The organism is Streptomyces sp. NRRL F-2664 (assembly GCF_000719345.1).
GTDB lineage: Bacteria > Actinomycetota > Actinomycetes > Streptomycetales > Streptomycetaceae > Streptomyces.
This window is the reverse complement of record NZ_JOFX01000029.1, coordinates 1-20,952: the sequence shown is the minus strand read 5'-3', so window position 1 is coordinate 20,952 and position 20,952 is coordinate 1. Positions and strand designations below refer to the sequence as shown.

The 20,952-nt window shown below is 73.0% G+C and carries 17 protein-coding genes; 8 read left to right on the top strand and 9 right to left on the bottom strand.

The window, feature by feature from the left end; genetic code table 11:
* Window positions 1–249: 249 nt before the first annotated feature.
* Window positions 250–915, bottom strand: a complete 666-nt coding sequence (locus IF89_RS0123755) for an HAD family hydrolase (RefSeq protein ID WP_030771609.1) — start codon at window positions 913–915, stop codon at window positions 250–252.
* A complete protein-coding gene (locus tag IF89_RS0123750) occupies window positions 912–1,412 on the bottom strand; it encodes a DUF6912 family protein (protein WP_030771606.1) in 501 nt (166 codons plus the stop codon). The genes IF89_RS0123755 and IF89_RS0123750 overlap by 4 nt, the downstream gene beginning before the upstream one ends.
* Window positions 1,413–1,725: 313 nt before the next feature.
* Here IF89_RS0123750 and IF89_RS0123745 point away from each other — a divergent pair, with 313 nt between their 5' ends.
* On the top strand, window positions 1,726–2,202 hold the full coding sequence (locus IF89_RS0123745; protein ID WP_234327850.1) for an Rv3235 family protein: 477 nt from the start codon (window positions 1,726–1,728) through the stop codon (window positions 2,200–2,202).
* Between the two features lie 219 nt (window positions 2,203–2,421).
* Here IF89_RS0123745 and secA read toward each other — a convergent pair whose 3' ends face one another.
* Window positions 2,422–5,214, bottom strand: coding sequence for a preprotein translocase subunit SecA (gene secA, locus IF89_RS0123740; RefSeq protein ID WP_030771599.1), 2,793 nt, complete (start codon window positions 5,212–5,214; stop codon window positions 2,422–2,424).
* A 239-nt stretch (window positions 5,215–5,453) separates the two neighbouring features.
* Between secA and IF89_RS0123735 the strand changes: the two genes are divergently transcribed.
* Window positions 5,454–6,056, top strand: a complete 603-nt coding sequence (locus IF89_RS0123735; RefSeq protein WP_030771597.1) for a GNAT family N-acetyltransferase — start codon at window positions 5,454–5,456, stop codon at window positions 6,054–6,056.
* 9 nt (window positions 6,057–6,065) lie between these two features.
* Entirely contained in the window at window positions 6,066–7,247 is a 1,182-nt protein-coding gene (locus IF89_RS0123730) for a winged helix-turn-helix domain-containing protein (protein WP_030771595.1), read from the top strand.
* A 29-nt stretch (window positions 7,248–7,276) separates the two neighbouring features.
* On the opposite strand, the gene IF89_RS0123725 is transcribed toward IF89_RS0123730, so the two are convergent.
* The 6 genes from IF89_RS0123725 to mtrA all read right to left on the bottom strand — a co-directional run bounded on the left by IF89_RS0123725 (window position 7,277) and on the right by mtrA (window position 14,639).
* Window positions 7,277–8,029 (bottom strand): response regulator, encoded by a 753-nt coding sequence (locus IF89_RS0123725; RefSeq protein WP_030771593.1) that lies wholly within the window; start codon window positions 8,027–8,029, stop codon window positions 7,277–7,279.
* A 191-nt stretch (window positions 8,030–8,220) separates the two neighbouring features.
* Window positions 8,221–8,916, bottom strand: a complete 696-nt coding sequence (gene hpf, locus IF89_RS0123720; protein ID WP_030771590.1) for a ribosome hibernation-promoting factor, HPF/YfiA family — start codon at window positions 8,914–8,916, stop codon at window positions 8,221–8,223.
* A gap of 330 nt (window positions 8,917–9,246) precedes the next feature.
* Window positions 9,247–10,023: a ComF family protein gene (locus IF89_RS0123715; protein WP_030771587.1), complete on the bottom strand. Its 777-nt coding sequence runs from the start codon at window positions 10,021–10,023 to the stop codon at window positions 9,247–9,249.
* Window positions 10,024–10,131: 108 nt separating this feature from the next.
* On the bottom strand, window positions 10,132–12,009 hold the full coding sequence (locus IF89_RS0123710) for an LpqB family beta-propeller domain-containing protein (RefSeq protein WP_051807491.1): 1,878 nt from the start codon (window positions 12,007–12,009) through the stop codon (window positions 10,132–10,134).
* Entirely contained in the window at window positions 11,999–13,861 is a 1,863-nt protein-coding gene (gene mtrB, locus IF89_RS0123705) for an MtrAB system histidine kinase MtrB (protein ID WP_043194325.1), read from the bottom strand. The genes IF89_RS0123710 and mtrB overlap by 11 nt, the downstream gene beginning before the upstream one ends.
* Window positions 13,862–13,949: 88 nt before the next feature.
* The gene (mtrA, locus tag IF89_RS0123700) at window positions 13,950–14,639 is read right to left on the bottom strand and encodes a two-component system response regulator MtrA (RefSeq protein ID WP_199820549.1); all 690 of its coding nucleotides are present in this window, start codon (window positions 14,637–14,639) and stop codon (window positions 13,950–13,952) included.
* Window positions 14,640–14,873: 234 nt separating this feature from the next.
* On the opposite strand from mtrA, the gene IF89_RS0123695 reads away from it, so the two are divergent.
* The 5 genes from IF89_RS0123695 to IF89_RS0123675 all read left to right on the top strand — a co-directional run bounded on the left by IF89_RS0123695 (window position 14,874) and on the right by IF89_RS0123675 (window position 20,709).
* The gene (locus IF89_RS0123695; RefSeq protein WP_030771576.1) at window positions 14,874–16,133 is read left to right on the top strand and encodes a glycerophosphoryl diester phosphodiesterase membrane domain-containing protein; all 1,260 of its coding nucleotides are present in this window, start codon (window positions 14,874–14,876) and stop codon (window positions 16,131–16,133) included.
* Between the two features lie 7 nt (window positions 16,134–16,140).
* On the top strand, window positions 16,141–16,821 hold the full coding sequence (locus IF89_RS0123690) for a DUF4129 domain-containing protein (RefSeq protein WP_030771573.1): 681 nt from the start codon (window positions 16,141–16,143) through the stop codon (window positions 16,819–16,821).
* Between the two features lie 224 nt (window positions 16,822–17,045).
* Window positions 17,046–18,416, top strand: coding sequence for a DUF4350 domain-containing protein (locus tag IF89_RS0123685; protein WP_420706958.1), 1,371 nt, complete (start codon window positions 17,046–17,048; stop codon window positions 18,414–18,416).
* Entirely contained in the window at window positions 18,413–19,399 is a 987-nt protein-coding gene (locus IF89_RS0123680; protein WP_030771568.1) for an AAA family ATPase, read from the top strand. The genes IF89_RS0123685 and IF89_RS0123680 overlap by 4 nt, the downstream gene beginning before the upstream one ends.
* Window positions 19,399–20,709, top strand: coding sequence for a DUF58 domain-containing protein (locus IF89_RS0123675; RefSeq protein ID WP_030771565.1), 1,311 nt, complete (start codon window positions 19,399–19,401; stop codon window positions 20,707–20,709). The genes IF89_RS0123680 and IF89_RS0123675 overlap by 1 nt, the downstream gene beginning before the upstream one ends.
* The last annotated feature ends 243 nt before the right edge of the window (window positions 20,710–20,952 follow it).

Genomic DNA, 20,952 nt, shown 5'->3' with positions numbered 1-20,952 from the left:
GAGGGAATGAGCCAAGATCGGCCGGCGCTCCCGGTGGCGGGGACCAGCGATGGCCCGGGCACTGTCGTACGCCGGGCGCAGGCCGGAGGCTCCAGTGCCCCCGAGGCATATCGCGCTGATCACGGGTACAAGGCTATCCCGACCTACCCCCAGGTCGTCATTCGCTGCATCTGTACAAATCTTGGGGTGGAACTTTGACAGTCTGGCCAGCGACGCGGCAGGCGGTCCGTGCAGCGGCCCGTCCAGTCGCTATTCGGCCAGCTCGCGAGCAGCCAGAACGGCTTCCGCCAGGCTGTCCACGACGGGCACTCCGGCTGATTCCAGACTGCGGCGGCTGTGCGAACCGCCCGTGTAGAGGACGGCGCGGGCGCCGACGTGGGCGGCGGCGAGGGCGTCGTCCACCGCGTCCCCGATGAGGACCGTACGGTCGGGGCTCACGCCCGTCGCGTCCAGGGCCTGCAGGTGGCGTACGAGATGTCCCGCCTTGGAGGTGTGCGAGGGGCCGGTGCGCCCGTCGACGCGCAGGAAGTGCCCCTCGATGCCGTGGGACCGCACGAGCGGAACGAGTCTGTCATGGGGCGCGAGGGAGAGCAGGGACTGGGTGAGCCCGTCGCGCTGCCAGTCCCGGAGCAGCTCCCGAGCGCCCTCGGCGAGCCCGACGTCCGCGGCGGCGGCCCAGTAGTGGCGGTGGAAGGTCTCGTCCATGACGAGCCACTCCTCCTCGGTGGGCAGCCGTCCCATGAGGCGCTCGTAGAACTTCGGCACCGGGACGACATACAGCTCGCGGTACGTCTCCAGGGTGATCGGCGCGAGGCCGAGTTCCGCGAAGGAGGCGTTCGTCGCGATGATCACGGCGTCGATGTCGTGGAGGAGGGTGCCGTTCCAGTCCCACACGATGTGGTGCGCGAACGTCATGTCAGCAGTCCCGGGATCTCCTGGACGCCGAACCACAGCAGCTCGTGGTCCTCGGCCGCGTCCACGATGGCCTGCGCGTCCTCGTCCCCGCCGTCGGCGGCGGTCAGGGCCGCCGCGGCCGCGGCGACGTCCTCCTCGGCGTCGTCGGCGTCCACGTGCACGGCGGCGGCCACGGTGAGGCGCACGGGAGCGGCGAGGCCGACCCGTCCGACGGCGGCCTCGTCGGCGCCGGGGGCGGCGGTGGCGGCCCTGTCGTCCACGTCGAGGGCGACGACGACGCGTCGGCGGGGTGCGCCGGGGTCGGCGGCGAGCAGCCGCAGCGAAGCGGCGGCGGCCCGGCCCAGGGCCGCGTACTCCAGCTCCTCGATGTCGTCCGAGACGTACCACTCGCGCAGCCCGGGGGTGACGGCGTACGCCCTCAGCGGTGCGGGGCCCAGCTCACCGGCCTTGTGCACCTCGGCGAGCCCGGGGAGGGTCAGGGGGACGTACACACGCATGGCCGGCTGCTTTCGGTCGTCGGAAACGCACCCAGGATACGACTCGCAGAGGGGCGGCCGGGGTACGCCAGGGTGACGGCCGCCGTACCCCATCGGGCTGCCGGGACGCCCCCGGGCGCCCGTCCACCCGCGGCCCCCGGAGCCGGGCCCGACCCGGTGGGCAGCGGCCGGTGGGCACTCGGATAGGTGAACCGCGCGGGCGGCGGGCGGCGGCCGGGCCGTGGTTGCGGAGCGTGTTCGTCGACCGTAGAAGATCCCCATCAAGTTACCGCCCGGTACCGCTCCGGGCCCGGACGTTCGGGGGCAGATCGCGATGGACACGACGACGCGCGGCACGATCGGCAGCAACGGCGGCCGCCGCCGGCCCGCAGGCCCCTCCGGGACCCGCCCGGCCGGGCGCCGCGACCAGCGCCGCCCGGCGGCTCCCGCCGGGCGGCAGGCCCTCGCGGGCCCGCCGCGCGCCCTGCGGCTCGGCCCGCACCACTGGTTCGCCGAACGCCTCCTGGCCGTGGTCAGCGGTCGGCGCCCCGTCCACTCGCTCCTCGGGCACACCGTCGGCCCCGCCTACCAGCAACTGGTCAACCTGGCCCACGCGGAGCCCGCACCGCGCGAGCGGCGGTCCCCGGTGGTCCGCCGGTGCGGCCGCTTCATCCCCGGCCCGGGCGTCATCGAAGCCTTCGCCCGCATCGCCACGGGCGACCGCGTCACGGCGATGGCCTTCCGCCTCGAACAGGGCCCCGACCTCCGCTGGCGCTGCGCAGCAGTAGAAATCCAGGGCCCCCGCCCCTAGGCGCCACCAGTCAAGCCCAGCCGCCGCATCCCCGCTCCGCCGCCTTACTCCAGCCCCGCCGGCGCTTGAGGCGCGGGGGCCCGGGGGCAGCGCCCCCGCGACGGCGCCGCGGGTCCCCACCCACCGGCCACCCCGGCGGGAGCCACAACGCGGCCGGGGCCGAACACCCCTTGGTGTCCGGCCCCGGCCGACGACCCGCACCCCCCGAGGAGGGCAGGGTCACTTCTTGCGGCGACGCCCACCCGCGGCCTTCTGCGCCTTGCGGCGCTCCGCCCGCGTCATCCCGTCACCGGCGGCGTCGCTCTCGAAGTCACCCTCGATGACACCGCCCTCACCGTCGACCGTCGGCGCGGAGAAGTGCAGCCGGTCCGGCCGCTGCGGCGCCTCCAGCCCCTTCGCCCGGATCTCCGGACGCGCGGCCGGCACCGGCTCCTTCGTCAGCGACGGCGCCGCGTCCTGCACCGGAAGCTCCTCGACCTGCTGCTCGACCTGGACCTCCAGGTTGAACAGGTAGCCGACGGACTCCTCCTTGATGCCCTCCTGCATGGCGTTGAACATGTCGAAGCCCTCGCGCTGGTACTCGACCAGCGGGTCCTTCTGGGCCATCGCCCGCAGGCCGATGCCCTCCTGCAGGTAGTCCATCTCGTACAGGTGCTCGCGCCACTTGCGGTCCAGCACCGACAGGACCACACGCCGCTCCAGCTCACGCATGATCTCGGAGCCCAGGGCCTTCTCGCGGGCCTCGTACTGCTCGTGGATGTCGTCCTTGACGGACTCCGCGATGAACTCGGCGGTGATGCCGGCGCGGTCGCCCGCTGCCTCCTCCAGCTCCTCGATGGTGACCTTCACCGGGTAGAGCTGCCGGAAGGCGCCCCACAGGCGCTCCAGGTCCCACTCCTCGGCGAAGCCCTCGACCGTCTCGGCCGCGATGTACGCGTCGATCGTGTCGTCCATCATGAAGCGGACCTGCTCCTGGAGGTCCTCGCCCTCCAGGACGCGGCGACGCTCCCGGTAGATGACCTCGCGCTGGCTGTTGAGGACCTCGTCGTACTTCAGGACGTTCTTGCGCGTCTCGAAGTTCTGGGTCTCGACCTGCGACTGGGCCGACGCGATCGCCCGCGTCACCATCTTGTTCTCGATCGGCACGTCGTCCGGCACGTTGGCCATCGCCATGACGCGCTCGACCATCTGCGCCTTGAACAGGCGCATCAGGTCGTCACCCAGCGACAGGTAGAAGCGGGACTCGCCCGGGTCGCCCTGTCGGCCGGAACGACCGCGCAGCTGGTTGTCGATACGGCGGGACTCGTGGCGCTCGGTGCCCAGCACGTACAGCCCGCCGAGACTCTTGACCTCCTCGAACTCCGCCTTCACGGCCGACTCGGCCCGGGTGAGCGCCGCGGGGAGGGCGTGCGCCCACTCCTCGATGTGCTCCTCCGGGTCCAGGCCCTGCTGGCGCAGCTCGGCCTCGGCGAGGTCGTCCGGGTTGCCGCCGAGCTTGATGTCGGTACCGCGGCCGGCCATGTTCGTGGCGACGGTGACGGCGCCGCGGCGGCCGGCCTGGGCGACGATCGCGGCCTCGCGATCGTGCTGCTTGGCGTTGAGGACCTCGTGCGGGATGCCGCGCTTGGAAAGCTGCTGGGAGAGGTACTCGGACTTCTCGACCGACGTCGTACCGACGAGGATCGGCTGGCCCTTCTCGTGCTTCTCCGCGATGTCGTCGACGACGGCGGCGAACTTGGCGACCTCGGTCCGGTAGATCAGGTCGGGCTGGTCCACGCGCTGCATCGGCCGGTTCGTCGGGATCGGGACGACACCCAGCTTGTAGATCTGGTGGAACTCGGCGGCCTCGGTCATGGCCGTACCGGTCATGCCCGACAGCTTGGAGTACAGGCGGAAGAAGTTCTGCAGGGTGATCGTGGCGAGGGTCTGGTTCTCGTCCTTGATGTCCACCCCTTCCTTCGCCTCGATGGCCTGGTGCATGCCCTCGTTGTAGCGGCGGCCGGCGAGGATACGGCCGGTGTGCTCGTCGACGATCATGACTTCGCCGTCGATGACGACGTAGTCCTTGTCCTTCTTGAACAGTTCCTTCGCCTTGATGGCGTTGTTCAGGTAGCCGACGAGCGGGGTGTTCACCGACTCGTAGAGGTTCTCGATGCCGAGCCAGTCCTCGACCTTGGCGACGCCGGCCTCGTGGATGCCGACGGTGCGCTTCTTCTCGTCGACCTCGTAGTCGCCGGTCTCCTCGATGCCCTTGAGCGGCTGGCCGGCCTCGCCCTTGGTCAGGCGGGTGACGAGCTTGGCGAAGTCGGCGTACCACTTCGTGGCCTGGTCCGCCGGACCGGAGATGATCAGCGGGGTGCGGGCCTCGTCGACGAGGATCGAGTCGACCTCGTCGACCACGGCGAAGTTGTGGCCGCGCTGGACGAGCTCGTCCTGCGACCACGCCATGTTGTCGCGCAGGTAGTCGAAGCCGAACTCGTTGTTCGTGCCGTAGGTGATGTCGCAGTTGTACTGCTCGCGCCGCTGCGCCGGCGACATGTTCGCCAGGATGCAGCCGACGCTCAGGCCCAGGAACTTGTGGACCCGGCCCATCATCTCCGAGTCGCGCTCGGCCAGGTAGTCGTTCACCGTGATCAGGTGCACGCCCTTGCCGGACAGCGCGTTCAGGTAGGCGGGCAGCGTGCCGACGAGGGTCTTGCCCTCACCGGTCTTCATCTCGGCGACATAGCCGAGGTGCAGGGCGGCGCCGCCCATGATCTGGACGTCGTAGTGCCGCTGGCCGAGGACGCGCTTGGCCGCCTCGCGGACGGTCGCGAAGGCCTCGGGCAGCAGGTCGTCCAGGCTCTCACCGTCCTGGTAGCGCTGCTTGTACTCGTCCGTGAGCGCCCGCAACTCGGCGTCGGAGAGGTTGACGAAGTCCTCTTCGATGGAGTTGACCTGGTCCGCGATGCGGTGCAGTTTGCGCAGGATCTTGCCTTCGCCTGCACGCATGAGCTTGTTGAAGACGGACACCGAGGTTTGTCTCCTTGCCGGTCGGGCCTGGGCACTGTACGTACACGGGCACGGCAGGTGGGCCCCACCGCAACGGCCATCGTAAGCGAGGACGCGGCCGCGTCGGGAGGTCCGCCGTTCCCATGAGGGCACGGGTGCCCGTATGGAGAACGTACGGGGCACGCCGAAGGTGCCGCACCGGCCGGCGGGTTTCCCGAAAAGTGTTCGCCCCGGCGCCGCCGGCGCAGCACAATCCGCGCATGGAGCCCACCACCCTGACCACCGAGCGCCTCGTGCTCAGACCCTTCGTCCCCGAGGACGCCGCCGAGGTGTACGCCGCCTGCCAGGACCCGGAGATCCAGCGCTGGAACGAGGTGCCCTCCCCCTACACACGCGCCCACGCGGACACCTGGGTGCACGAGACCGTGCCGGCCGGCTGGCGCGGGGACACCGCGTACAGCTTCGCGGTCCGGCTCGGGCCGCAGGGTCCGCTGGTGGCCGCCCTCGGCGTGCACCCCCGCGGCGAGTCCGTCTTCGAGGTCGGGTTCTGGGCGGTCGCGGAGCACCGGGGCCGGGGGTACGTCGCCGAGGCGCTGGGCGCCGCCGCCCGCTGGGCCTTCACCGAGCTGGGTGCGGGCCGGCTGGAGTGGCGGGCCGAGCCGGACAACGCGGCCTCCCGGGCCGTCGCGGAGAAGGCGGGCTTCCGGATGGAGGGGATCCTGCGCGCCGGCATCCGCCACCGCGGCACCCTGCGCGACTGCCGGGTCGGCGCCCTGCTCCCCTCGGACCTGGACCTGCCCCCGCACCTGCCCTACCTGCCGGCGAGGCCCGACGCAGGGCCCGCTGTCAGTGGCACCCCCTAGGCTCGGCGCATGATCAGCCTGCCGCCGCCGACCGTGTCCCTGTCCGCCGACGAGGCCCGCCGGATCGCCCTGCGCGCACAGGGCTTCCTCGGCGCCCCCGACCGGCGCGGCGGGGTCCGCGGGGTCCTGCGCCACCTGGGCGCGGTCCAGCTCGACACCATCTCGGTCCTGGCCCGCTCGCACGAGCTGATCCCGTACGCCCGGCTGGGCGCGGTCGGCCGGGACACCGTGGAGAAGGCCTACTGGACCGAGCGGCACGCCTTCGAGTACTGGTCGCACGCGGCCTGCATCCTGCCCATCGAGGAATGGCCGCATTTCGCCTTCCGCCGCCGGGCCAACCGGGCGCGCGGCCACCGCTGGCACATCCTCCAGGACAAGCAGCACTCGACGCGGGCGGTCCTGGACCGGCTGAGGGCGGACGGCCCGCTGACCTCCACCGAGCTGGGCGGCGCCAAGAACGGCGGCGAGTGGTTCGAATGGTCCGAGACGAAGATCGCGGTGGAGTGGCTCCTCGACACCGGCGAGGTGGTGTGCAGTGAGCGCCGCGGCTGGAAGCGGGTCTACGACCTCCCCGAGCGGGCGGTGCCCGACGCACTGCTCCACGACGACCTGGACGACCGCGAGTGCCTGCGCCGACTGGTGGCCCTGGCGGGCAGGTCCCTCGGCGTCGGCACCCGCGCCGACATCGCCGACTACCACCGGCTCAAGGGCGAGCAGTTCGACGCGGTGGTCGCGGACTCCGGGCTGGTGCCGGTCGAGGTGGAGGGCTGGGCCAAACCCGCCTGGGCGGATCCGCAGGCCCTGGCGACGGCTCCCCGGGGCCGCCACCGCACGACGCTGCTGTCGCCCTTCGACTCCCTGGTCTGGGACCGCCCCCGCACGGAGCGGATCTTCGGCTTCACGCACCGCCTGGAGGCGTACGTGCCCAAGGCGAAGCGGATACACGGCTACTTCGCGATGCCGCTGCTGGCGGGCGGCCGGCTCCAGGGCCGCGTCGACCCGGCCCGCGAGGGCCGCACGCTGGTCGCCCGGCAGCTCTCGCTGACCTCGCCCGCGGCCGCGGGGGCGATGGCCCGGGCCCTGCGGGAGGCGGCGGAGTGGGTGGGCTGCGACGCGGTCCGCGTGGAGCGCGCGCAGAACGCCGCCGAGGCGGCGGCGGTGACGGCCGAGCTGACGGCACTGGGCACCTGACGCCGGGTCCGGGCCCGTCCGGGTCGGCGCTAGCGGATCTCCAGGATCTTCTCGCGCATCGCGTAGACCACGGCCTCCATCCGGGAGTGGAGCTGGAGCTTCTCCAGGATGTTGCGGACGTGGTTCTTCACGGTGTTCTCGGAGATGAACAACTCCTTGGCGATGTCGCGGTTGTTCATGCCGGTGGCCACCAGCTTGAGGACTTCCAGCTCCCGGTCGGTCAGCCTCGGCGCCGGCACCAGCCGCCGCTCGTCGGTCCGCTGGATCATCGACTTGAACTCGGTGAGGAGCTTCGACGCCATCGACGGGCTGATCTGCGACTGGCCGTCGGCCACCGCCCGGATGGCGGTGGCCACCTCGTCCGTGGAGATCTCCTTCAGGAGGTAGCCGGTCGCGCCCGCCTTGATCGCGTCGTAGAGGTCGGCCTCCTCGTCGCTGATCGTCAACATGATGATCTTCGCGGAGGGGGCCACCTCCTTGATCGAGGTGCACGCCTCGATGCCGCCGCGCCGGGGCATCCGCACGTCCATGAGCACGATGTCCGGCAGCAGGTCGGCCGCCTTGTCCACCGCTTCCGCGCCGTCCCCGGCCTCGCCGACGACCTGGATGTCCTCCTCCTGGGCGAGGACGATCTCCAGTCCCCGGCGGAAGAGCGCGTGGTCGTCGACCACGAGCACCCGGATGGGCTCCCCGGCCGGCGGGCCTGCGGTCTCTCCCGAGGGGTCCGCCCCGCGGCAGGCCTCGCCGTCGTCCGCGCCTGCCGGACCGAAGCTGTCCGCCATCGTCCCTCCCCCTGCATGTGCTGAGTTGCCGGGCCAACCGGACACGTCCCGCAGCCGGTTGACTGCCCGCCATGATTCCATGCCGGCACCACGGCGCGGGGGAAGCCGGCGGACCTTCTGGCGCATACCCGTCATGCAGGTGCCCCCGCGAAGGACGCCGGAGCGCCTCGCGGGGGCAGCGAACGGTCTGCTCAGCCGCCGAGCGCGCCTCCCGCGCCGCCCCGCGGCTCCTCCGTGCTGGAGGCCCCGTCGGGGTTCACGTGGATGACGCCGTAGTCATAGGCGTGCCGCCGGTAGACGACACTGGGCAACTTCGTCTCGGAGTCGACGAACAGGTAGAAGTCGTGGCCGACCAGCTCCATCTCGTACAGAGCCTGGTCGAGCGACATGGGCGAGGCCGAGTGGGTCTTCTCGCGGACGATGAGCGGGCCTTCGCCCTGCACTTCGATGGGGCCGATCCGGGTGACCGGGACTCCGTCCGCCTTCTCCTCGGTGACCACCTGGCCACTGCCGTTCAGCGACGCGACACCCGGCACCACGTCGGCGACCTCCGCCGCCGGGATCCGGCCGGTGCCGCGGCGGGTGAAGCGCTTGTCGTGCTGCTTGCGCAGCCGGGCCTCGAGCTTGTCCTGAGCCAGGTCCAGCGCCGCGTACGGGTCGGCGGCGGCCGCCTCGGCCCGGATCACCGGACCCCGCGAACGCAGGGTGATCTCCACGCGGTCGGAACGGTCGGCCTGGCGCGGGTTGTGCTCCTTGGACACCTCGACGTCCAAGCTGATCACCTTGGCGTCGAGCTTCTGGATCCGCTCCGGATTCAGCTTCTCGGCCACGTGCTTGCGGAACCGCTCGGGCACTTCGGTCTTGCGGCCCTTGACGACGATGTCCACGCAGAACTCCGTTCCCGGATAGCTCCGCCCGACGGGGCGAAGCGTCTCCCTTTTGCACCAGACTCCGGTGAAGGCCGGAGCCTCGGACTTGGCGACTTTCACCTCCTCCTCCGCCATCGGCGAGGTGCGCACCCCACCGACTTAGGAGTCGAGAGAACAGCCCCCTGAGTTCCTTACAACCGAACATATCCCTGTATGACGGTTGACGGCACCCGCTACTGGCACGTACTTCCAGTCCAGTGGCCGTTCCCTCGTACTACCTGCAACGATGGGCCTTCCCCTCCAGTTCCAGATCTATTCACGGGATTTTCCTCCCGGAGACGTTGCAGGTCAGCGCGCCACCGCCCCGGGAGCCCGCACGAAGGAGTCCGGCGGCGCGGCCACCACCGCTGCCCGCAGCACCTCCTCCGGGCCCGCCCCGGGACTGTGCCCCACTCCTGCCCAGGATCCGGCCCCGTATCCCGCCGGGCCCGCCGCCTCCCGCACCGCCCGGGCCGCCTCGGCCAGCGTCGCCCCGGTGGTGACCACGTCGTCGACGAGCACGATCCGCGCCCCCGCCGTCAGCCGCACCCCGTCGCGGCGCACCGCCAGCGCCCCGGCCAGGTTCTCCCGGCGCTGCCGGGCCCCCAGACCCGCCTGGTCGGCCACCGCCCGCCGCAGTTCCAGTACGGGCGCCACGCGCGCGGCGACCCCGGCCCGCCGCAGCCGCCCCGCCGCGGCCAGCGCGATCCTGCGCGCCGGGTCGTGCCCGCGCGCCCGGACCTGCCGCCGCGCCGAAGGGACCGGCACCAGGGCCACCTCGCCCCGCCCCCGCTCCGGCCCGCCCGCCAGGACGGCCGCCGCCAGCGCACCGCCCAGCACCCCGGCCAGCGGGAGCACCCCGCGCTCCTTGTGGGCCAGCAGGACGGCCCGTACGGCCCCCTCGTAGGCGGCCGCGGCCCGTACCACCGGCAGCCCCTGCGGACGCGGGTACGGGCTCACCAGCCCCGCCGCGGCCCCACTGAGCCCGCCCGCACAGTCGGCGCACACCAGCACGCGGGCAGCGCCGCACCCGGCGCAGTCGACCGGCAGGACCAGCCCGGCCAGCTCCCGCCACCACCCCCGCATGGCCCCACCCTGATGCCCCGGCGCCGGGCCCGCCACCCCTGTGGACGCCGCCGCGCCCACGGCGCCGCGACCCGGGGCGCGGACGCCGCCCGCCCCCGGGGGGCTCCCTCAGCCCGGGTAGACCGGGGAGCGGCCGCCCGCGACGACCGTGCGCCACTGCGCCCCCGGCGGCAGCCAGACGATCCCGTCCTCCGAGTACGCCACCACCGGCTTCGGCTTCGACTCGTCCTCCGCCGCCGCGACCGCGACCTCGGAAAGCCCCGTGGCACCCGGCAGGCTCGCCGCGACCATCGAGCCGTCCGCCAGCATGTAGCGGGCCTGCTGCACCCCGCCCCGCTCCCGGCCCACCACCAGCAGCCGGCCCCGCGGCGCCCAGCTCATCGCCGTCACGTCCGCCATCTGCGGGGCCGCCTGGCGCAGCTCGCGCACCGACACCGCCGAGACGTCCCCCTTCGCGTCGGGCCGCTCGATCCGACCGATGTAGAGCATCTTCTTGGCGCCCTCCTCCAGCAGCAGTGCGATCCGCGCCCCGTCGGCGGACGCCTTCAGCGACGCGATCCGCCGGCCGTCGAGCCCCGCGACCTGCACCCGCTCCGGGGTGCCGGTGCCGCCCGGCACCCGCCACAGCCCCGGCTGCTGCGGGTCCCTGTCAGCGACCCACAGGTCCCCCGACGCGTCCCAGCTCGGGGCCGTCAGGGTCTCCGCCTTGCCGCCCCTGCCGATCGGCACCTGCGCCGGCATCGGCCCGCCCCCCGACATGGACACCACGTACAGCCCGTGACCGTCCTCGGAGACCACCGCCGCACGCCGCTCGTCGTGGGAGACCGCCGCCGCGCTGACCTTGAACAGCGGGAGGGTCGTCAGCGGCCCCGGCACCGGCTCGGTGCGGGTCTGCTGGTCATCGCTGCTGACGTCGAGCTTCATCCGGACCAGCCGCTTGTCGTTGTCGACGAAGTACTGGAACTCGGGCAGCTTGGGCCGGTTGGCGATGGCGTCCGCGCTCACCGAGGTCACGGAGCACAGCGAGGACGTCTTGTCGTCGGAGGAGCGCAGCAGTTCGACCTGGTCCAGCCGGGACCCCGTCAGGTCCTTGACCGTGTAGAGGAGTTGCGTGGCCATCTTCTTGCACTGCGGCTGCGCGACGTTGCCCACCTTGTCGTTGAGCGGTACGCGCAGCGTGTTCTGGCCGTCGTAGGAGAGGGACTTGGTGCCCGTGCGCAGCTCCGTACCGGTGGGGAAGCTGGACTCCACGACCGGCGCGAGCCACCGGGACGGCCCGGCGAGCAGCGACTGCACGGTCTGCGTGGTCGGGTCCATCCGCGAGTCGGGGTCGGTGCGCTGGCGCACGTAGACCGGGTCGGCGACGAGCGTGCCGCCCGCGAAGTAGTACTTGTTCACCGGCATGTAGATGCGCTGGAAGTCCGACTCGCTGAGCACGAGGCCGCTCGGCGGGGTCGAGATCCGCCACTGCTTGTCCTCGTCCTGGACGAGCTGCAGCTGCTCCTCGTAGGGCCTGTCCCCGGTCTGCGGCTGGTACGCGCTGTGCTCGTCGACGGTCGCGAGCTTCTTGCCGGTCACCTTCCAGCGAGGCCCCTCCGGGTCCTTCTCACCGCGGACCGCGACCCGGGTCAGGCCGGAGGACAGCACGGTGACGGCGGAGCTCGGCTTCCAGGACTTCGCGGCGGCCGGCGTCAGGTACTTGCGGGCGGTCTCCAGCTGCGGATCATCGCTGGTCATCGCCTCCAGGAAGCCGTCGACGATCTCCGCCGGAGTGGCCTTGTCCGCAGGCGGCACCCCGAAGACCCGCACCTGCGAGTCCACGCCCTGCGAGGCCTGGACCGCGCGGATCTCCCCGCTGTCGGGCATCGACGCACAGCCGGCCAGGAGCAGCCCGGCCGTCCCGAAGGCGTACGCCCGCACCGTGCGCCGGCGCCGGCCCCTCACCCGTGCGCTCCCCCTCCGCGCGTCCACGGGCTCATCGTCCATCGGCTCGATCCTCCTGTTGTGCCTGCTCGGCCGGGCGGGCCACCACCCGCGCCCCGTTGCCCGGCAGCGCCGTCGGGTCGGCGGGCACCGACAGCCCGCCCGCGACCGGCGGCCGCGGCGGTATCGGCGACCGGTCCCCCGCGTCGGGCGTCTGCCGCTCCGCCGGGCCGCCGGAGGCCGCGGCTGCGGCGTCCGCCGCGGCCCTGGCCCGGTTCGCCCGGGAGTCCTCGGGCTCCAGCGGGATCGGCGAGCCCCGCAGCGGCTCGTCGGCGGTGCGCGGCAGCGTCAGCCGGAACTGCGAACCACCACCCGGCTCGCCCCACGCCTGCAGCCAGCCGCCGTGCAGCCGGGCGTCCTCGACGGCGATCGACAGACCGAGGCCGGTTCCGCCGGTCGTCCGCGCCCGCGCCGGGTCGGCCCGCCAGAAGCGGTTGAAGACGCGGGTGGCCTCGCCGGGCTTGAGCCCGACACCGTAGTCCCGTACGGCGACGGCGACGGCGCCGCCCGCGGACGCCAGCCGCACCACCACGTCGCGGCCCTCGCCGTGCTCGACGGCGTTGACGACGAGGTTGCGCAGCACCCGCTCCACGCGCCGGGAGTCGGCCTCGGCGATCACCGGCTGGGAGTCGCCGAGCACCCGTATCCGGGTGCCCTTGTGCTCGGCCAGCGGCTCCGCCCCGTCGATGACGCGGCGCACCACCTCGCGCAGGTCGATGGGCTCGGCCTCCAGCGCCGCCGCCCCGGCGTCGAAGCGGCTGATCTCCAGCAGGTCGGCGAGGAGCGACTCGAAGCGGTCGAGCTGCCCGGCGAGCAGCTCGGCGGAGCGGGCCGTCACGGGATCGAAGTCGACGCGCGCGTCGTGGATGACGTCGGCGGCCATCCGTACCGTCGTCAGCGGGGTCCGCAGCTCGTGGCTGACGTCCGAGACGAACCGGCGCTGCATGCGGGACAGCTCCTCCAGCTGCTGGATCTTGTTCTGGAGGTTCTGCGCCATCTTGTTGAAGGCTTCACCGAGGCGGGCGATGTCGTCCTCCCCGGTGACCTTCATCCGCTCCTGGAGTCGGCCCGCCGAGAGCCGCTCGGCGATCCCGGCGGCCATGCGTACGGGGCTGACGACCTGGCGCACCACGAGCCAGGCGATACCGCTGAGCAGGACCACGACGAACAGCCCGGCGGTGGCGATGGTGCTCTTGACCAGGTTGAGGGACTCCTCCTCCTGCGTCAGCGGGAAGAGGTAGTACAGGTCGTACGGGTCGCCGTTGACGTCCGTCAGCCGCTTGCCGACGACCAGGGCCGGCTCGGGCTCCTTCTGCTCCGCCCCGCTGGTGTAGCGGATCTCGGAGAAGGTCTGGAAGGTGCCGGTGGCGTGGTTGACGGCCCGGCGCAGGCCGAGCGGCACACTGGCCGTCGGATCGACGTTCCCCGAGGCGCGCGCTCCGCGCACGCCCTGGGCGCCGGGCTGCTGCTGCTCCCCGGTGCCTGCCCCGAGCGCGACCACCTCGAAGGCGGTCTGCCCGCCACTGGCCAGCTGCTTGACCAGCGAGTTCATCCAGGTACTGGCGTCCCGCCCGACCTTGTTGTCGGTCGCGTCGGGACCGTCGACCGTCGCGGGGGTGTTGGCCTTCTCCTGGGCCACCGCGAACCCGCCCGCGGCCTGGCTCTGCGCCGCCTCCTCCTTGGCGTCGAGGAGGCCCTTGCTGACCTGCGCGATGACGACGAAGCCCAGGGCGAGCACCACGGACAGCGAGATCAGCAGGGTGGCCGCGACCACCCGGAGCTGGATGTTGCGCCGCCACAGGCGGACAGCCGGAAGCAGCGGTCGGCGCACGAGACGTACGAACAACCGCAGCATGCGGCCCGCGGGCGCCCCGTCCCGGAGCAGTCTGCCGGCCCACGGGCGGGAACCGCCCCGGACCCTGCCCGAGGTGCCGGACTGCACGTCAGCTGGGTCCGGCCTTGTAGCCGACACCGCGTACCGTCACGACGATCTCGGGGCGCTCGGGGTCCTTCTCGACCTTCGAGCGCAGACGCTGCACGTGCACGTTGACCAGGCGGGTGTCCGCCGCGTGCCGGTAGCCCCAGACCTGCTCCAGCAGCACCTCGCGGGTGAACACCTGCCAGGGCTTGCGGGCGAGCGCGACCAGCAGGTCGAACTCCAGCGGCGTCAGGGCGATGGACACGCCGTCCCGCTTCACCGAGTGTCCGGCCACGTCGATGACCAGGTCACCGATGGTCAGCTGCTCGGGCGCTGGCTCCTCCGACCGGCGCAGACGGGCCCGGATGCGGGCCACCAGCTCCTTCGGCTTGAACGGCTTGACGATGTAGTCGTCGGCCCCGGACTCCAGGCCCACGACCACGTCCACCGTGTCGCTCTTGGCGGTGAGCATGACGATCGGCACGCCGGACTCGGCCCGGATCAGCCTGCACACCTCTATGCCGTCCCGTCCGGGCAGCATGAGGTCGAGCAGCACAAGGTCGGGCTTCGCCTCCCGGAAGGCAGCGAGTGCCTTGTCACCGTCCGCTACGAACGACGGCTCAAAACCTTCTCCCCGCAGCACAATGCCGAGCATCTCGGCCAGCGCGGTGTCGTCGTCGACGACGAGGACGCGTCCCTTCATGTTTGACATCATCCCATTAGCCAATCGTTACCCGGCGGTGAGCTGCCCCACAGCCAGAAAGGCTGGAAATCGCCCCTCGGACCTGCGTGGCGATCGGCTCGACCGGTCTGTCCCGGATCCGGGCGACAATTGAAGGTACGGGCTGCCGGGCATCCGGGGGGACGGCTGGTCCGTTCGTGGTCCTCACGTGGCACGATGGCAGCGACCAGCGCCCCCGCCGCAGCAGGTGGATGTGAAGGAGCGACGATGAACGACTCTCCGGGCTGGGCTACGCCCGGATCCTCCCCGTCCGACGGCGACCGGCAGGGAACCGACGCCGGCCGACCCGCAGGCGACGGCGGCGCGCAGCAGCCCGCACAGCCCGCCGGCGACCCCAAGTGGTCCGCCGAGCAGCCCCCTCCCGGCCAGTGGTCGAGCCCCGGCGCGACCCCGCCCGCCGACCCCCCGCAGACTCCGCAGCCCCCGGCGCCGTCCGGCTCCGGCTGGGGACACCAGCCCGGCACCCCGTACGGCGGCCAGTACTCCTACCCGGGCGGCCCGGGCCAGTGGGGCGGCCCCCCGCCCGCCGCCAAGCCCGGCGTGATCCCGCTGCGCCCCCTGGGCCTCGGCGAGATCCTCGACGGCTCGGTCGCCACCATGCGCACGCACTGGCGCTCCGTCGTCCCGATCACCCTGGTCGTGGCCACGGTCATCCAGGTCATCAGCGTCCTCGTGCAGAAGTTCATGCTGAGCGACCTGCCCCTCAGCTCGGCCGAGGACATGACCGCCGAGGAGGCCATCGACAGCCTCGGCAGCACCCTCGCCGTATCGGTGGTCAACCAGTTCATCCAGGTACTCGGCACCATCATCGTCACCGCCATGCTCACGATGATCTTCAGCAAGGCCATCCTGGGACAGCACTCCTCGGTCTCCGCCGCCTGGCGCGACGCCCGCCCGCAGCTGCTGCGCCTCCTCGGCCTGACCCTGCTGCTGGCCCTCGGCATCATCCTGCTCGGCGCCGTCCTGGTCCTGCCCGGAGCCCTCGCGGGCAACGCGGGCCTCGCCGTCGTCGGCGTGGTCGCCTGGCTGCCGCTGGTCATCTGGCTCGGGATCAAGTTCACCCTGGCCTCCCCCGCCCTGATGCTGGAGAAGAGCACCGTCCTCAAGGCCTTCGCGCGCTCCTCGAAGCTCGTCGGCGGCTCCTGGTGGCGCATCTTCGGCATCACCGTCCTCACCAGCCTGATCGCCTTCATGGTCGCGCTGATGGTCGTGGCGCCGTTCCAGATGATCGGCCTGTTCGCCTTCGGCGGCGGCCTGGACTCCCTGGAGGACGGCAGCGCCCAGACCGCCTGGGGACCGCTGATCTTCTCCGGAATCGGCCTGATCATCGCCCAGACCATCATCATGCCCATCCAGTCCGGCGTCACCGTCCTCCTCTACGTCGACCAGCGCATCCGCCGCGAGGGCCTCGACCTGGAGCTCGCCCGGGCGGCCGGCATCGAGAACTACGGCACGACCGGAGGCTGACCCAGCGATGATGAGCACGGGGGGCCTCATCACCCGCACCGCGGCTCTCCTGCCGAGCGCGGAGACACCGCCGGTGACGACACCGCGCGCACCCGCCCAGGAGGCGGCGGAACGCGAACTGTCCAAGCCGATGTACCACGAGAACGACCCGAGCCTGGTGGACCGCGCCCTGCGCGCGTTCTTCGAGTGGCTCGACGACCTGTTCGACGCCGCCTCCGGGGCGACCCCCGGAGGCGCCGTGGGCCTGGTCGCCGTCCTCCTCCTGGTCGTCCTCGCGGTCGCCGCCCTGTGGTGGCGCCTGGGCTCCCCCCGGCGTGCCGCCACGTCCGCGGCCGTCCTCTTCGACGACGGCGTCCGCAGCGCGGCCGACCACCGCAGCACCGCCGAGGCCCACGCCGCCGCCGGCCGCTGGACGGAAGCCGTCCAGGAACGCATGCGCGCCGTGTTCCGCTCGCTGGAGGAACGCACCCTGCTGGACCCCCGCCCGGGCCGCACCGCCGACGAGGCGGCCGCCGAGGCCGCGGTCTCCCTGCCCGACCACGCCGCCGCCCTCCGCGCCGCCGCCCGTACCTTCGACGACGTCACGTACGGCGGCCGCACCGCGGACCCCGACACCTACGCCCGCCTGCGCACCCTCGACCTCTCCCTGGACCGCACGAAGCCGCTCCTGACGGGACCCCCCGCATGACCCCCGGCCCCCACGAGCCCACCGCTCCCACCCCCGGCGAGCCGGACCGCGCCTCGCAGTCCCCGGACGCACGGTCCACCGCCGGTTCCGACGGGCACGAGTGGAAGCCGTACCACCCCCCACAGGCCGCCGAGGGCCCCGACGGGGCCGGGCAGGTGCCGGGACACTCCGCCCAGCCCGCCGAGGCACCGTCCGCCACCGCCGCTTCCGGTGGGGGCGGGTGGGTGTCGGGGCGCTCCCCGCAGGGCGCCGAACGCACCGCCGCCGAGCCTCCCGACCCCCAGCACCGTTCGGCGCCCGAGGAGACGCCCCGGCGCGCGCCCGCCCCCACCGGAACCACCCCGGCCCCGGCCGAAGCCCCCGCGCCGCACACCCCCGCCGCGGGCCCCGGCCAGGGAACCGTCCCCGGAGCCGGCGGAGCCCCCGGCCCTGCCCCCGCCAGGGGCCGCCGCCCCGCCGTCCGCCGAGCCGCCGCCCTCCTCGCCGTGCTCGCCGCAGGCGCCGTCATCCTCGCCGCCCTGAACTCGGGCACCCGCCACGGCCACCTCGACCCCCGCTCCGCCGACCCCGCCGGCAGCCGCGCCGTCGCCGAGCTGCTCAAGGAACGCGGCGTCACGACCCGCGTGGTCACCACCGCCCGCGAGGCCGCCGCCGCGACGGGCCCCCGCACCACCCTCCTCGTCACCGACCCCGACCGGCTCGGAGCCACCCAGCGCAGCGCCATCCGATCGGCCATCGACCTCTCCGGCGGCCGCACGGTCCTCCTCGCCCCCGGCGAGGTCAGCCTCCCCGACTTGTCCCCCGGAGTCCGCACCGAGGGCGACTCCCGCCGCGACGACCTCGACCCCCGCTGCACCCTGCCCGCCGCCACCTCCGCCGGCCGCGCCGGCACGGGGGGCAACCTCCGCTACACCACCACCCTCCCCGGAGCCACCGCCTGCTACCCCAGCGACGGCCGCCCCACCCTCCTCGTCCTCCCGACCGGCACCACCGGCGGCGACACCGTCCTCCTCGGCTCCGAGACGATCCTGCTCAACGAGAGCCTCGCCGAGCAGGGAAACGCCTCCCTCGCCCTGCACCTCCTCGGCTCCCGCCCGGACCTCGTCTGGTACCTGCCGTCCCTTGCGGACTCCGACCCCGACACCGGCACCGGCGACGCGGACAAGAGCCTCCTCGAACTCGTCCCCGCCGGCTGGTCCTGGGCCCTGCTCCAGCTCTGCGTCGCGGCCGTCCTCGCCGCCCTCTGGCGCGCCCGCCGGCTCGGCCCCCTCGTCACCGAGAGACTCCCCGTCGCCGTCCGCGCCTCCGAGGCCACGGAAGGCCGCGCCCGCCTCTACCGCAAGGCCGGGGCCCGCGACCGCGCAGCGACCGTACTGCGCGCCGCCACCCGCGAACGCCTGGCCGCACTGGTCGGCGTACCGCCCACCCGGGCCCACGAACCGGCTTCCCTGGTCCCGGCCGTCTCGGCCCGCCTGACCGGCGGGCCCACGGACGTGACCGCCCTCCTCTTCGGCACCGCCCCCTCCGACGACGCGGCCCTCGTCGCGCTCGCCGACCACCTCGACGCCCTCGAAAGAGAGGTCCGCACGTCATGACGTACCCGGCCACCGAGTCCACGGCCGCGACCGCGGACAGCGCCCGCGCTTCCCTCGAAGCGCTCCGCACCGAGATCGGCAAGGCCGTGGTGGGCCAGGACTCCGCCGTCACCGGTCTCGTCGTCGCGCTGCTGTGCCGCGGCCACGTCCTTCTCGAAGGCGTCCCCGGCGTCGCCAAGACCCTCCTCGTGCGCGCCCTCGCCGCGTCCCTCGAACTCGACACCAAGCGCGTCCAGTTCACCCCGGACCTGATGCCCAGCGACGTCACCGGTTCGCTCGTCTACGACGCCCGCACCGCCGAGTTCTCCTTCCAGGACGGCCCGGTCTTCACCAACCTCCTCCTCGCGGACGAGATCAACCGCACGCCTCCCAAGACGCAGTCCTCGCTCCTCGAAGCGATGGAGGAGCGCCAGGTCACCGTCGACGGCACGCCCCGCAAGCTGCCCGAGCCGTTCCTGGTCGCCGCCACGATGAACCCGGTCGAGTACGAGGGCACCTATCCGCTCCCCGAAGCGCAGTTGGACCGCTTCCTCCTCAAGCTGACCGTCCCCCTCCCCTCCCGCGAGGACGAGATCGGCGTCCTGAGCCGCCACGCCGCCGGATTCGACCCCCGTGACCTGAAGGCCGCCGGCATCCGCCCGGTCGCCGGCCCGGCCCAGCTCGACGCGGCCCGCGAGGCCGTCGCCCGCGTCTCGGTCTCCCCCGAGATCGCCGGCTACGTCGTCGACATCTGCCGCGCCACCCGCGAATCCCCCTCGCTGGTCCTCGGCGTCTCCCCGCGCGGCGCCACCGCCCTCCTGGCGACCGCCCGCGCCTGGGCCTGGCTCACCGGCCGCGACTACGTCACCCCCGACGACGTCAAGGCCCTCTCCCTGCCGACGCTGCGCCACCGCGTGCAACTGCGTCCGGAGGCGGAGATGGAGGGCGTCACCGCCGACGCCGTCATCACGGCGATCCTCTCCCACGTCCCCGTGCCGCGCTGATGGCCCTCACCGGACGCGCCGCCCTGCTGGCGGCCCTCGGCAGCATCCCGGTCGGGGTCCTGGAGCCGAGCTGGGCGGGCATGCTCGCGGTCAACGGCCCGATCGCGCTGGCCTGCGCGGTCGACTACGCCCTGGCTGCTCCGGTACGCAGTCTCGTACTCGCCCGCTCCGGGGACACCTCCATCCGCCTCGGCGAGCCGGCCGACGTGCACCTCGCCGTCACCAACCCGGGCCGCCGCGCCCTGCGTGCCCGCGTCCGCGACGCCTGGCCGCCGAGCAGTTGGACCCCGGGCACGGAGGCGGCCGCCTCGCGCCACGAGGTGACCGTCCCGGCCGGCGAGCGCCGCCGCCTGACCACCCGTCTGCGTCCCACCCGCCGCGGCGACCGCCGCGCGGACCGCGTCACGATCCGCTCGTACGGCCCACTGGGCCTGTGGGCCCGTCAGGGCACCCACCTCGCGCCGTGGACGGTACGGGTCCTGCCGCCGTTCACCAGCCGCAAGCACCTGCCGTCCCGGTTGGCCCGCCTCCGCGAACTGGACGGCCGCACCAGCCTGCTGACGCGCGGTGAGGGCACCGAGTTCGACAGCCTGCGCGACTACGTCCCCGGCGACGACACCCGTTCCATCGACTGGCGCGCCACGGCCCGCCAGCACAGGGTCGCCGTCCGCACGTGGCGTCCCGAACGCGACCGGCACATCCTGATCTGCCTCGACACCGGCCGCACCTCGGCCGGCCGGGTCGGCGACGCCCCGCGCCTGGACTCCGCCATGGACGCGGCCCTGCTTCTGGCAGCGCTGGCCACCCGCGCCGGCGACCGCGTGGACCTCCTGGCCCACGACCGCCGCCCACGCGCCCAGGTCCAGGGCCGAGCGGCGGCAGACGTCCTCCCGTCCTTCGTGAACGCGATGGCCACCCTCGAACCGGAACTGGTCGAGACGGACTCCCGCACCCTGGTCTCGACCGTCCTCCGCAACGCCCCGCGCAGCTCCTTGGTCGTCCTCCTGACCAGCCTGGACGCCGCCCCCGTCGAAGAGGGCCTGCTCCCGCTCCTGCCGCGCCTCACCCAGCGCCACACGGTCCTGCTCGCCTCGGTCGCCGACCCCCGGGTGGCGGCGATGGCCGCCGCCCGCGGCGATGCGGACGCGGTCTACGAGGCTGCGGCCGCCACCCAGACCCAGGCCCAGCGCCGCCGCACCGCCGACCAGCTCAGCCGCCACGGCGTCCATGTCGTGGACGCCACCCCCGACACCCTGGCCCCCGCCCTGGCCGACGCATACCTGTCCCTGAAAGCCGCGGGCCGCCTCTGAAGTTGCAGACGACCGACGGGTACTCCTTCGGGGACACCGTGAGCGCCGGCCGCTGGACATTCGACACGAGCAGCCTCAGGAGTTACCCCGCCGATTGATGACGCCCAGGACCGCAGCGATCAGCGTGCGCGGAACCGCCCCCGAAACGCAGAAAAGCCCCGCACCAGAAGGTGCGGGGCTTTCCCACAATGATTGTTCGGCGGCGTCCTACTCTCCCACAGGGTCCCCCCTGCAGTACCATCG